Annotated in this window: 9 protein-coding genes and 3 pseudogenes; 6 read left to right on the top strand and 6 right to left on the bottom strand. The window is 66.9% G+C overall.

Features of this window, described 5'->3' with window-relative positions; all coding sequences use genetic code 11:
* The first annotated feature begins 195 nt into the window (after positions 1-195).
* Positions 196-729: a hypothetical protein gene (locus tag OG718_RS00200; RefSeq protein ID WP_328842658.1), complete on the top strand. Its 534-nt coding sequence runs from the start codon at positions 196-198 to the stop codon at positions 727-729.
* Positions 730-796: 67 nt separating this feature from the next.
* On the opposite strand, the gene OG718_RS00205 is transcribed toward OG718_RS00200, so the two are convergent.
* Positions 797-943 carry a hypothetical protein gene (locus tag OG718_RS00205; protein ID WP_328842659.1) on the bottom strand — a complete coding sequence of 49 codons (147 nt, stop codon included), beginning with the start codon at positions 941-943 and terminating at the stop codon, positions 797-799.
* 353 nt (positions 944-1,296) lie between these two features.
* Here OG718_RS00205 and OG718_RS00210 point away from each other — a divergent pair.
* A pseudogene (locus OG718_RS00210) lies at positions 1,297-2,216 on the top strand (ISAzo13 family transposase); the annotation flags it as partial.
* Between the two features lie 16 nt (positions 2,217-2,232).
* Here OG718_RS00210 and OG718_RS00215 read toward each other — a convergent pair.
* Positions 2,233-3,564, bottom strand: coding sequence for an IS4 family transposase (locus OG718_RS00215; RefSeq protein ID WP_328842660.1), 1,332 nt, complete (start codon positions 3,562-3,564; stop codon positions 2,233-2,235).
* A gap of 82 nt (positions 3,565-3,646) precedes the next feature.
* On the opposite strand from OG718_RS00215, the pseudogene OG718_RS00220 reads away from it, so the two are divergent.
* A pseudogene (locus OG718_RS00220) lies at positions 3,647-4,393 on the top strand (ISAzo13-like element transposase-related protein); the annotation flags it as partial.
* Positions 4,394-4,641: 248 nt separating this feature from the next.
* Here the strand turns inward: OG718_RS00220 and OG718_RS00230 are convergent.
* From OG718_RS00230 to OG718_RS00240, 3 genes are all read right to left on the bottom strand, one after another.
* Positions 4,642-5,934, bottom strand: a complete 1,293-nt coding sequence (locus tag OG718_RS00230) for a type II toxin-antitoxin system HipA family toxin (RefSeq protein WP_328842661.1) — start codon at positions 5,932-5,934, stop codon at positions 4,642-4,644.
* Positions 5,859-7,508, bottom strand: coding sequence for a GmrSD restriction endonuclease domain-containing protein (locus OG718_RS00235; protein WP_328847653.1), 1,650 nt, complete (start codon positions 7,506-7,508; stop codon positions 5,859-5,861). The genes OG718_RS00230 and OG718_RS00235 overlap by 76 nt, the downstream gene beginning before the upstream one ends.
* Positions 7,509-8,078: 570 nt before the next feature.
* Positions 8,079-8,543 carry a MarR family winged helix-turn-helix transcriptional regulator gene (locus tag OG718_RS00240; protein WP_328842662.1) on the bottom strand — a complete coding sequence of 155 codons (465 nt, stop codon included), beginning with the start codon at positions 8,541-8,543 and terminating at the stop codon, positions 8,079-8,081.
* Between the two features lie 57 nt (positions 8,544-8,600).
* Between OG718_RS00240 and OG718_RS00245 the strand changes: the two genes are divergently transcribed.
* From OG718_RS00245 to OG718_RS00255, 3 genes and pseudogenes are all read left to right on the top strand, one after another.
* Positions 8,601-9,467 (top strand): SDR family NAD(P)-dependent oxidoreductase, encoded by an 867-nt coding sequence (locus tag OG718_RS00245; RefSeq protein ID WP_328842663.1) that lies wholly within the window; start codon positions 8,601-8,603, stop codon positions 9,465-9,467.
* 172 nt (positions 9,468-9,639) lie between these two features.
* Positions 9,640-10,644 (top strand): annotated as a pseudogene (locus tag OG718_RS00250) (MMPL family transporter); the annotation flags it as partial.
* A gap of 348 nt (positions 10,645-10,992) precedes the next feature.
* Positions 10,993-11,424: a hypothetical protein gene (locus tag OG718_RS00255; protein WP_328842665.1), complete on the top strand. Its 432-nt coding sequence runs from the start codon at positions 10,993-10,995 to the stop codon at positions 11,422-11,424.
* A 24-nt stretch (positions 11,425-11,448) separates the two neighbouring features.
* On the opposite strand, the gene OG718_RS00260 is transcribed toward OG718_RS00255, so the two are convergent.
* On the bottom strand, positions 11,449-12,441 hold the full coding sequence (locus tag OG718_RS00260) for a sugar-binding transcriptional regulator (RefSeq protein ID WP_328842666.1): 993 nt from the start codon (positions 12,439-12,441) through the stop codon (positions 11,449-11,451).
* Positions 12,442-12,930 lie beyond the last annotated feature (489 nt).

Below are 12,930 nucleotides of genomic sequence, written 5' to 3' on the forward strand. Positions count from 1 at the left end.
ATCCGGGACCCCATTCGAAGGACCTGATTGTGGGTCAGGCGCCTTGAACGTGAAGAGTGGGCCCCCGATCGGGTTCACCCAAATGGAATTTTGAATTCCACCCTCAAGTCCTACTCAAATCCTTTGTTTTTTGCTACGCGAACCCATACCTTGATCCCCGACCGCAAATCTGTAGAACTAAAAGGGGGAATTCGCATGTCCATGCGTAATCGCCAGAACATTCGGATGCGGACATTGCAGGCTGCGTTGGGGTCGCTGACCGCAGTGGCGCTCATGGCCGGTATCCCTGCCACGGCGCACGCTGGTGAGGCAGGTACCGATCTCGCCGCTGTCGATGGGGAGGTTGCCAACCCTGCCTTGTTCGCGGAGTTCGACGCCGACTTCGAGAGGATCGAAGTCGATGCCGATGAGATCGACGCCAGCGCCGGAGCCGATGCAGCGATCGCTGCGAGCGGGGTCTGGAAGCGTTATAGCTGGAAGTGCAGCTCGTCGACGAAGAAGTTCAATATATCCATCGGGTACCGGGGCCCGGCGAGCCAGACGATCTACTTCAACAATCACTGCAGCCAGAAGCGCAGCGTGCGGACTTATTACAGAGGCCAGGAGCCCGGCGGTGAGCCGATCCAGGGATCCTATTGCACTATGACGGTAAATCCGGAGACCAAGGATAAGAAGAAGTTTCTGCCGTCAAACAATTTCCCCTGGTATAAGGCCACGTCGAACTGCTGACCTGGCTGCTATTCTGGCCGCCCTGATAGTGCGACGCCGGGGCGGCCAGAAGCATTTCTGCATGACCTCAGGTCAAGGCGGGTAGTACCAATTGCAGGCCAATCCAAACCCCAACAATCAGCGCAAGGATAAGCAGAAGCCCGAGGAAGGGACGATTGAGCACCTTCGAAATGAACCTTTTTGTGCCGCTCTGGGTGCCGATACGTTTACTCATGTCACCACCGTATACAACGGCCAAGGGCTAACGAGGTCTACCCATGAGGTTTGCTCGTGGGGGCAAGCCCTCGGTGACAGTGTGTTTCGGGCATCAAGGACGCGCCAGGGCGTGAGCGTTCTCGGCTGGTGAGATTCTTGATGAGACTTTCGAGGTGCGTCCCCCCGACCTTCACCGCCAGCTTTGTCATGAGCGCATCCTGTCATCCTCCTCCAGTATCCCGGGAGGGGGCGTGCACCACAGGGCAGAGCCGACTCCACTTAGGTAGCGTAAAGAATCAACACGTTGCTTCACGGTCTCTCCGTCGTTGGTGTGGTGTGCGCATACCGAGCTAGCTTCGTGACCAACTTGTCCTGCGATTCGGGGTGTTGTTCCCTCATCTCAATGAGCGGCAGCAGCGGCTGGCGCTGGCCGCCGAGGCCCGGGTGCTGGGGCACGGCGGGGTCCGGGCCGTCGCGCGTGCCGCGGGGGTGAGTGAGACGACGGTGCGGAAGGGGGTCTTCGAGTTGGAGGGTGGCGAAGATCCACTGCCCGATGGCCGGGTCCGCCGGGACTGCGGCGGTCGCAAGAGCGCCGAAGAGCTTGACCCTCTGCTCGTTCCCACGCTGCTGGCATTGGCCGAGCCGGATGAGCGGGCGATCCGATGTCGCCGCTGCGGTGGACGACCAGGTGACTGCGGTCTCTGGCCGGGGAACTGACGCGGCAGGGCCATGCCGCCTCGGCACCGACCGTGGGCAGGCTGCTGCGGGAGAGCGGTTTCAGCCTGCAGGCCAATGCAAAGACCCTTGAAGGTGCTCAACACCCCGACCGCGACGCGCAGTTCAGGTACACCAACGAACAGGTCAAAGACCATCAGGCGGACGACGAGCCCGTGGTTAGTGTGGACGCGAAAAAGAAGGAAGTCGTCGGGGAGTTCAAGAATACGGGACGTCTATGGCGGCCGGCCGGTGAACCCGTGCGGGTTGACGTCCATGACTTCCCCGGTGATGCACTGGGCAAGACCCTGCCCTACGGCATCTACGACCTGGCGGCGGACACCGGCTGAGTGAACGTCGGTACCGATCACGACACTGCGGCCTTCGCAGTCGAATCGATCCGCCGCTGGTAGAACGGGCAAGGACGCCTCGACTACCCGCAGGCCACCCGTCTGCTGATCACCGCCGATGCCGGCGGCTCCAACGGCTACCGCACCCGGGCATGGAAGACCGAAATGGCTGCGTTCGCCGCCCGGGCCGGCCTGACCGTCACCGTCTGCCACATGCCGCCGGGTACACAATGCCGTTGCTTGATTACTGGACTATCGCGGTGTGCAACGTGATGGCCTTGGCTGTGGTCCGCCGTGTCGGTTGCCGGTCCCGGGTGTTGATCCGGTAGGAGAGCTTCGAGGAGTACTTCGAGTCCGGCCGTTTGAGGTGCCGGTCCGCCTCGCGCAGGCGCCTGGCGCCGTTGTCGAGCTTCCGGCGCACCTTCGCCGCCAGCACGGCCAGGAACTTCTCGATCTTCTTGGGCGTATCCGCGCACTGCCGCACTACACTGCGCCGCGTGTGCTTGAGGACCTTGACGAACGAGACCCGGTCCGGGTTGATGCCGTTGTCGTCGGCCAGACACATGATGACCCGCGTGAGGCAGTGGTGCACGACCAGGTGCGCCCAGACCTCCTGCCGCACCAGATCCGGGTCTCCCGAGCGCAGGACCTCGACCGGCCCGCGCTGGAACGTCTTGATCTGCCGGAACGCCGACTCCGCCTCCCACCTGGCATGGTAGAGCCCTGCCAGCTCCGCCGCCGGATACGCAACCGGGTCCAACAGATCAGTCAACAGCCTGACCACCTCGCCGCCGTCGACGCGGTACTCAATCACCCGGACCAACACCCCGCCAGGATGTGCGCCCTTCTGCCCGCCCAGGTTCATCCTCCCCAGGTAGGTCCCGTCGGGCAGATACTCAACCGGCCGGTGCGCCACCGGCGAGCGAGCCCGGATCAGCAGATGGGCCCCGGCTCCGAGATAGGCCTTCCATAACTCGACCCCGGGGAAGCCCCGGTCCATGATGACGAGCATTTTGCCCGCCGAGGTCGCCAAAGTGAGCGCCAACTCCCGCTCACCGCCGTTGAATCCGCCCACCGCCGCGTCGACCTGCGCGTGCGTGCCACACTCGGTCAGTGTCACCACCCGCACCTGAGGGAACCCCGCCGGCTGACCGTTCTTGACCGGCCCACCGAACGGGGCCCGGTTGGCTGGCGTGTCCGGCGCGTCCACCGCGGCCAGCCTCATCCCGCGGTAAAAGGAGCCCCCCAGGCCGACGGGGGCCAACGGATCGGCCAGCTCGCGGAAGACGGCCTCCAGGACCAGCGGTCCCAGACGCCTGCGCGCCCGCGTGAACGAGGACTTGTTCGGGATGCTCCCGCTCAACTCCCGCATGCTGCCGACCAGTTGCTCCGCCACATCGTCATAGGAGTCCTGCTGGAACAGCGCCAGGGAAAGCGTGAAGTAGACCATGAACCCGGCCGGCAGTGCGCCGGGCTTCTTGTCCCGGACCCGGCACTTCTCCAGCACCTCGGCGACCAGTTCCGGAGTCACCCACCGGGTCACCACCCCCAGCCGCACATGATCGGACAACCCCACCCAAGGATGCATGCTGGGCCCAACGACCGCGCTCCTCCACCGTCACTGCGAACTGCTTGACGAGATCAAGCAACGGCATTGGCCGGGTACATCGAAGTGGAACAAGGTGGAACACCGGCTGTTCTCCGCGATCACCATGAACTGGCGCGGCAGACCGCTGAACAGCCACGAAGTCGTCATACAGTCCATCGCCGCGACCACCACCCGCACTGGTCTCACCGTCCACGCCGAACTCGACACCGGCGCCTATCCCATCGGTGTGGGGGTCAGCGACGCCGAACTGAACGCAGTGCCGGTCACCGGACATGCCTTCCACGGCGAATGGAACGGACACGGTGCCCCCCACCCCGTCGGCCCGAGATCCAGCCATCCAGAGCCGGTCCTCGGGCCAGCGCTGAACTGCGACCGCGGTGCTCTGTCACATCCCGCGCTGACCGGCATGACCCGCACCGCACTGACCGAGCTGATCGAGACCCTGACCGCCGACTGGCAGACGCTGCAGAAACAGGACCCAGCCACCCGACGCGACGGCGGCGAACGACGTCGGGCTCCGGGCGGCGGCCGCAAAGCCAAACTCGACCTGGCCGACCGGGTCCTGGCCACCGTGCTGCAACAAAACCTCGCCCTGCCACCCACCGCGCTCGCCCAACTCTTCGCCGTCAGCAAGGACACCATCCGCCACACCACTAGCGAAATCCGGCGCCTGATGGACCAGCATGGACACACACCACAGCCCCCAGCAGCACACCTCAACACCCTGGCAGGACTCCTCGTCCACGCCACCACACACGGATCAACCCTCACGACAGAGACCAAACCAACGTGTTGATTCTTTACGGTCCCTTACAGGATCCCGCACAGTGCCTGCCGGTCCGGTACCCGCGGCCGACCCTCCACTAGCTTTGGAACCGGCTCGGGCACCAACGGCTCGATGAGCGGCCGCAGTTCATCCGACACGATCCACGGCCGCCACTGTCGTTTCCCCACGACCAGACCAACGACCACCCACCTCGAAATCACAGGGTCAGCTGCTTCTGTCAGGGCCTCTGGCAGAGCTGGTACCAGATGCCGGTGCACTCAGGTTTCCGAGGACTGACGTGCGGATTGCAGGAGAGGCAGGGTCCTCAGCCGGTCGGCAATGTTGGCGCGGACAAACGCAGGGGTATGTGGCGTGTCGTGAACTTGGGGCCATGTGGCGTGGAGCCGTTCGACGGTCTGGTCCACTGTGCGCAGCACGGGTGCCGGGTCGGTGTCGAGGGACTCTGCGAAGCGCCGGAAATGGTCACGCGTGATGTATCGGGGGTTGGCCTGCTCTGCTATCGGCAGTGTGAGGACGTCGCGGCGGTAGACGGGGTAGGAGGTGACAGCTACCAGATCGTAGGCCGGGGAAAGACGGGGCGTGTATCTGTCGGGGTAGCGCAGTGACCAGTTCTTCAGGTGCTCGTCCGTGTTCCCGGCGGCAACGCAGAACACCAGGCGGCGGATGTACTCATCGAAGTCTTCGGGGCAGTAGTCCAGCAGTACTTGTGCGATGAGTTCCTGTGAGCCTCGGTCTTTTTCCGCTGGGCTGGCATCAAGGACCTGCGCAAAGTCCTCCTGGTGGATGCGATCGCGGTGCTCTCGGTCGAACCGGCTCACGGCAAAGGCGAGGCCGTCTTCCGACAGGTGTTCCTCGGGCAGGCCATGCAACGAGTTCAGGGGCACGAGGCGGTGCTCGGGTACGTCGATGCCTGCCAAAGCCGCCCAGCGCATCATGGTGTTCTCATTGGCGGGCAGTTGCTCATGCACGTTGCTGGGCAGCTTGATGATCCAGTCTCCGAGCTGCTGCGGTGCAGGGAGCCGGAATCCGTCGCCATCTGCGGTCATGGAGAACTTCAGCTGCATGCCGGAGAGGGAGAAGCTCATCTTCGGTCGGTGCGTCGTCAACTGGGCCTCTTCGAGCGCTTCGCTCATGGCGGTGGGCAACGTGCCCTCCGTCTCGACCCGTACAGCTCCAGGCAGGTCGTGTCCGAGGTGGAGCAGGAGCAGGAAGTCGGGGGTGTCGCGGCGGCCGAGCTGCTGGTTGTACAGGCGGCGCAGGCCCGATTCCCGCTCGGGAAGGAGGTTGGCGAACCAGCTGGGAACTCCGGTGACGGGGTGCGCAGCGTAGTCGGGGTCGTAGTCGAACCGCAGGCCCAGTACCGGGTGGTCGGGCTCCAGGTCCTCGTACACGAACGAGGTCTGGCCCTGGGCGTAGTGGAGGGTTCCCACGCGTCTGTCCCCGAGCAGGACACGTGCTTGTGCGGTGCTGGCCGTCATTGCGTCCCTTTGGGTGTGTCCCGTGCGGAGTCCGGCAGGCTGGGAAGGTGGCCACGGTCCTTGAAGCCCCATCGGGCAAATGACTGTGCCCGATGGGTGATGGCAGTCTTCAGCAGGTCCTCACGGTGCTGGACGAACTCCTCGTACCTTTGGCTGCTGAGCAGTTGGATGCCGTGGGGGTCCAGGAAGTGTCTGGCGAGCAAGGACCTGGCCTGAGCATCCTGCGAGGTGATCGCGTGCAGCAGTGCCTTGGGGGAAGCGGGAGGGTGCAGCAGGTAGTTGCCCAGTGTTGCGGACTGGGGGTGTCCGGGCATCTGAGGCGTCAGTCGGCAGAAGAGATCGTGCTCGCTGTCGAGCCAGGGGGTGAGGAGGCTGCTGACCGACAGGGGCGTGCCGGGCTGGTTGCTGACGACGGAAGCCGAGGGGACGAGCAGGGACGGTTCCGCGGACAGAAGTCCCAGGGCGTTCAGCCTCCCCTCAGGGCGTTGCGCCGTCGTGGACTGGAGGTCGGGCCGGAAGGGCTGAGGCTCGGGGTGCGGGAGGGAGCTCAGAAGGCGTGCGGCTTCGGATTCCGGTGTGCTGCCGAGCGATGCCTGGGCCTCGTTGAGCACACTGGCCTGTTGCCGGGTGAGCATGGCGGAGCGCCAGATCCAGCGTCGCAGCAGTTCCTGTGTCCGCCCGGTAGGCGGTCCGAAGACGCTGGTGAACCGCACAAGGACGGGGAGGACTTCGGGATGGGGCAGCAGGCGGACGTGGGGAATACGAGCCTGCTTGCGCAGGAATCGCAGTGATGCTTCCAGCGCTGGACGGGCCCGTTCTACGGCCTCTCGCGTTGCGGACGCGCTGAGCGAGTCCATGCGCTTGCGCAGGGCGCTTTTCGGGATCCGTTCGCGGGGTTCTGCGACTGCCAGCACGCATTGCACGGCCAGCGCTTCAGGGAGGCGGCCGAAGCCGAGCTGCTCGCTCTGCCTGATGAGGGGTTGTTCGCCGGAGACCAGGAGGGTGCGGGCGTCGGCCTCTTGGCGGGCTCGTGTGATGTCGGATCGGGCCAGGCCCACTCCAGCACCGTTGATGCGGGTGAACAGCAGATACAGCGACTCTTTGCTCTCGATGCCGCTCAGTACGGTGACGGGCATCTGGTACGACGTCAGGGCTGCGTGCAGGCGCCAGCATTCGCTGATGTTGTCTTCGGTCAGGAAAGGGTGCCCTGCAATCCAGGAGGACAGGCGGTCTTCTTGGCAGGCCACGCTCACCGGCAGGGCGTCGCGGCGCAAGCCGGGAAAGAACCGGTCTCTGTCCAGGTCGTAGCAGACGGCATAGCGGTCGTCGTCTACCTGACCGTGCCGGTCATTCCATACGCCGACAAGTGTGGTCAGGCGCTGGACGCCGTCCAGGACCGTCCAGGCGTGACGGTCGGCGGGAGCATGGACGGGGACGCTGGCGATGCGGAGGTCTTCTTCCGGAGCGGGCTGTTCTGCAACAGTGATCGTGCCGATGGGAAAGCCACGGTGGACGGAGTCGAAGAGTTCAGTGATCTGGTGGTGCCCCCACACGGCGGGCCGGGCGAAAGCCCTGACCCTGAAGCGGCCGTCCTGTGCCATTCGCACGAGGTCGGGCAGCGTGTAGACGCTGACCGTCTGCTGCATCGTGCCCACCGCCCTTTCCTTCTGCGCCAATTCCAGCCGCTCCCGTCGATCCTAAGCGGTGGCTGACCTGCATGATCACAGGCGGCTCGCACCTCGTGATCGTTCGTGTGCGCGGACTGCGGTGAGGGCACCAGGTCACACCGGCGATCCATCAGCCCCGGTCGCATGCTCCATGTAATCCGTCGGGCCCTTCGCGTCCGGTTCACTGTCCCTCCTCGGGCAGGAAGCGGGTCTGACCCAGGCCCGCTCGCTGCCGAAGAGGGCGTGTCGGCTTGGCAGATCACCAGCTACGAACAGGGGTGCCACTCCCCCTCCCCTCACCGACTACGCCAGCTGGCACAAACGCTGAAGGCCTCGCCCCAGGTTCTGGCCGGAGTCCCGGCGGGTGAGGAATCCCTCGCGGACCTGCGACGGTTCGCCGGCCTCGACCGGGGTCGAAGCGGTCGGTCTCCTGGCCCGGCGACTCCCGGAAGGGCCGACCGGGGCGACCGGGTGGAAGCTAGGCCCTCGAAGCCGGTCAGCCCGTGCCGGTCTGGCTGGATGCTGCAGGCGATTTCTTCCGTGCTCGTGTCAGCCGGTCTTGTCACCAGTGAGGGTGACGTCCAGGTGTGCGAGCAGCGTGTCGAGTGTGGCCAGCTGTTGCGGTTCGAGCCGGCCGAAGTACTGGCGAAGTACGTGCGTGCCCGCTTCTTCCGCGGCCCTCAGTGCCGTGCGGCCGGTGTCGGTGAGGGAGACGGTCTTGCGGCGGCGGTCCTCGGGGTCGCTGGTCCGGGCGACCATGCCGAGGCGCTCAAGACCCTCCACGATCTGGGTGACGGAGCGCGGTGCCTGGCCGAGGAAAGCCGCTAGCTCCGCCTGGTGGAGCGCGCCGCGGCCGGCCAGCACCTGAAGGACCTTGGTGCGGGACAGGGACAGGCCGGCGGTCGCCGTCGTGCGCTGGTCGACCCGTTCGCGCAGGCTGTACGCGAGGGTGAGGAAAGACAGTCCCACCTGCTCCGGGGCGCTGCCCGTGGTCGTCGATTCGTGCTGCTCCATGGTTCGGGTATCCTCGCACAACGTGATCGTGAGGTACCTCATGAAAGGGGTTGTGGGATGGATCGTCCCGTCGCCGTGATCACCGGAGCCACCTCCGGACTGGGCCGCATCGCCGCCTTCGAGCTGGCCCGCCAGGGCTACCGCATCGGCACCGTGGCCCGCTCCCGCAGCAAGGCGGAAGCCCTCGTCACCGACCTGAAGGCGGTGACCGACGAGCCCGTCGACGTCTTCCACGCCGACCTCGGTCTGCTCTCCGACGCCCGCCGCGCGGGCGAGGAGATCGCCGCGCGCTACCCGCGCCTGGACGTCCTGGTCAACAACGCCGGCCTCCACGCCTTCGCGCAGCGCATCACCACCGAGGGCCTCGCGGACATGACGGCGGTGAACTACCTCGGCCCGTTCGTCCTGACCGAGGCGCTGACAGCGAAACTCGGATCCTCCGCGCCGGCCCGGATCGTCAACGTCGCCTCCGAAGCGGCCCAACAGGCGAAAACGATCGCCCCGGCCGAGGACCTGCGGCGCACCGAGCCCTACACCCGCCGGGAGTCGATGCCCCTGTACGGGCGCACGAAGCTGATGACCATCATGTGGACGCAGGAACTCGCCCGCCGCCTGGACGCGGACAAGGTCACCGTGAACTGCTGCGACCCCGGCTTCAACGCCACCGGCCTGGGCCGGGACCTGCCCGGCTCCGCCGTCCTGCAGCGGGTGCTGAACACCCTGAGGATCGGCGATCCCCGCAAGGGCGCCGGCATCATCGTGCGGCTCGCCACCGATCCGGCACTCGCGGGCACCACCGGCGGCTACTTCTCCGCCCGCGACGCCCGCCCCTTGCAGTGCCCCGAACCCGGCCGGGACCCGCGCGTACAGCGGGAGCTGTGGGACGCGACCACGGCACTTCTCGCCGCCCACCCGGCCGGCTGAGACCCGGCACACCCGCCTCAAGGAGGACACCACCCGGTACCGGAGTACCGCCCCGGGCGCGGATTCGTCCTCCAGTAGCTCTTTTCGGCCGCACCCGACTCCTACGTTCATGGGCGGAGCCTGTCGGGCTCGCCCTCACACATCCTTTTTCCTCCTGGTGGGAGTAATTTTCGTGGCCACCTTTCTCTACCGGCTCGGCCGGCTCGCCTTCCGGCGGCGCCGGCTGGTGCTGCTGGCGTGGATCGCGGTGCTCGTCGCCGCGGTGATCGGCGTCAGCAGCGTGTCCGGCAGTACGACGGACGACTTCACCCTTCCCGGAACCCAGTCGCAGCAGGCCATCGACCTGCTGGAGAAGGAGTTCCCGCAGGCTTCGGCCGCCGGCGCCGCGGCTCGCGTGGTCATCGAGGCTCCGGACGGGCAGAAGCTGACGTCCGCCGCGCACAAGCAGGAGGTGGAGTCCCTGGTCTCTGACCTGCGCAAGGCGCCGCAGGTGGCGAGCGTCACCGACCCCTTCACCGCCGGCCTGGTCAGTTCCTCGGGCAGCATCGCCTACGCCCAGGTGACCTACGCCGTCCCGCAGGCCGACATCACTCCCGCCGCGTCGGACGCCCTGCACGAGGTGGCGGACAAGGGTGAGAAGGCGGGCCTGAACGTCAGTCTGGGCGGCAACGCGGTGCTGGAGGAGGAAGAGAGCAACGCCGCCGAACTGATCGGTCTGCTGGTCGCCGCCTTCGTCCTGGTCATCACCTTCGGTTCGCTGGTCGCGGCCGGACTGCCCCTGTTGTCCGCGATCGTCGGCGTCGGTATCGCCCTGTGTGCCATCACCGTCGCCTCGTCGTTCGTCGACATGGCCTCCAACGCGCAGACTCTGGCGCTCATGCTCGGTCTGGCGGTGGCCATCGACTACGCCCTGTTCATCGTCTCGCGCTACCGGACAGAGCTGCGTGAGGGGCACGCGCCCGAGGAAGCCGCCGGGCGCGCCCTGGGGACCGCGGGCTCGGCGGTCGTCTTCGCCGGCCTGACCGTCGTCATCGCGCTGGCCGGTCTGAGCGTCATCGGCATCGCGATGCTCACCACCATGGGCCTGGCCGCGGCCTTCGCCATCACCGTCGCCGTCCTGGTCGCGCTCACCCTCCTGCCCGCCACGCTGGGCTTCACCGGTACCCGCGTGTGTCGTCGGGCAGGGTCAGCCGCAGTGACAGTGCCGGGATGGCCAGCACGCCCAGGCCGACGACCGACGCCAGCAGCATCTTCCAGGGATGGCGGGTGACGAAGCGGCCCCAGCGAACGCCCATCGTGACGCGCCGGCCGTGCTGCTCGGCCCGCACGCGGCGTGTGGTGAGGCGGCCGTCGGCTGCGAGGCCGGCCGGGCTGCCCAGGACAGGGAAGACGTCTCGGACGCGGGCGGCGACGTCCTCCTGGAGCAGTGTGTAGGCGTAGAGCGTGGCGGCGTCGAATCCCTCCGGGGAGCGCGCCCCCAGCCCTCCCAGTCGAGAATCCTCAGCGGTGCGGTGACGTTAGCCCAGTGCAGGTCGGAGTGGGCGGCGGTCCAGCGAGTCACGGCCGGGGCCGGGATGCCCACGAACTCGGGGATCGCCCGGTCCATGAACTGCTGTCGTACGGCGACGCGGTCGGTGTCGACGGCCGCCACCTTTTCCAGCGTCACGGCGAGGTCCTGCCACCAGGAGTCCGGCAGCTGGAGGTCGCGCTGGAGGACCGGGTCGTCGGACAGGACCGGCTGGTCGACGCGCACCGACAGCTCCGCCCGGTAGGCGGTGCCGCGGTGAACGCCGCAGCCTGGACCGCGCCGACGCTGCGCAGTTCGATCCTGGGCGCGTCCCCGGATGCTGGAGGCGTCAGCAGGTCGTGCAACGCCGCGACCGCACGCTGGGTGCGGCCGAGCTCTTCGGCACTTCACGACGGCATCACGGAAGCGCCCACCCCAGCACATCAATAGGGGGCGTCGGCCACGGTGCCTCCCTCACTCCTCTTCCTCCAGCAGCCGCCGCGCCGTACTCGTGTCCGTCACCAGCGCCGTGATCCACCGCCCCCTCAACGCCCCCCGCACGGCGGCGTACTTGCGCAGGCCGCCCGCGACGGCGAGGCGGCGGGGGACCGTGCGGAGCTGGTCCGCCGAGATGCCGATTGTCCGCTCGCCCAGCCCAGCGTCGACGTATGTCCCGTTCTCGTCGAAGAAGCGCTGGCAGATGTCCCCGACCGCCCCCAGCGACCGCAGCCGCGCCAGCTCGTCCTCCGCGACCGCGTTCCCGCTGAGCCGCAGCAGCGGCGAGGGCTCGACGCTGCCAATGCCGACGAGGACGACGGTCAGCTGCTGCCATGCCTGGCTGACCTCCGCCACCGTCGGGTCGTGGAGCAGGGAGAGCCGGGCCTCGGCGGAGCCGACCAGACCCGGGGCCCGGACGAAGAGCGGGGTGCCGCCGGTCAGGTCGGCGAGGCGGGCGGTGAGGCGGGTGGCCTGGACCTGGCCCTGGGGGTCGCCCATACCGCCCATGAGCTGGACGACCTTGTCGGCCACCTGCTGCTTGGCTGGCTGCATCACGTTGGCGGCGGCCAACAGGGTCTCGCTCCAGGTGGAGACCCCGATCAGGTCCCCGGGGCGGAAGGCGGTCTCCAGGTAGCTGGCGGCACCAGAGCCGAGGGCGCGGAGCAGGCTGCGCGGGTGGTCGAGCAGGTCGTCACCGTCGATGATCACCACGTCGGTCAGCTGGTAGCGCTCGGCGACCGCGTCCTCCAGGTCGCTGTGGATCCCTTCAGGGGAGACCACGACGGTACGCACCACGCCCAGCTCGGCCGCGCTGCGCAGCAGCCGGGAGACGCCGGCCTGGGAGAGGTTCAGCGCTTCGGCGATCCGGGCCTGGCGCAAGCCGCGTTCGTGGTACATCCGGGCAACACGGACGATAAGCCGGAGTTTGTCGACCGGCTCGTGGCTGGTGAGGTCTGGATGTTGGGACACCCCCTGAACACTACTGAGATTCGGGCCGGTCCGGCCCTCTGATGCCGGGCTCATGAGGTGGGCACCTTCCTCGCGTTCCGGCTGCGCGCCACCGCGTCGTGCCAGGCCGCCAGCCGCCGCAGCCGTTCCGGTTCGTCTTCACAATCCGCCCCCGGACTTTGGTGGACATGTTCCGAAGCGGCTCCACGGCTGCGGCCGGCCGTCACGGGTGACCTGCCGCAGGTCGCGGTAGCGCGCCGAGGCGGCGTGGCCAGTGGCGAGCGTGTGAATATTCATTCACAAAGTGGTTTATATTTTTCGGGATAGTGTGCCACCTCCCAGTATCACGTCAAGGCGCCGACAGGGGGTGATCGGGCGGGGGCAGTAGGGGTTCTATAGGCTGTTTGCGGCGATTGGGAAAAGTGGCGGTGCACTCTTGACATGCACAACGGGCCCGGCTTACGTTCCCGGCCATCCCCTGTTCACCGGTATTTGAATATTAATTCAGGT

It is taken from the genome of Streptomyces sp. NBC_00258 (genome assembly GCF_036182465.1).
Taxonomy (GTDB): domain Bacteria; phylum Actinomycetota; class Actinomycetes; order Streptomycetales; family Streptomycetaceae; genus Streptomyces.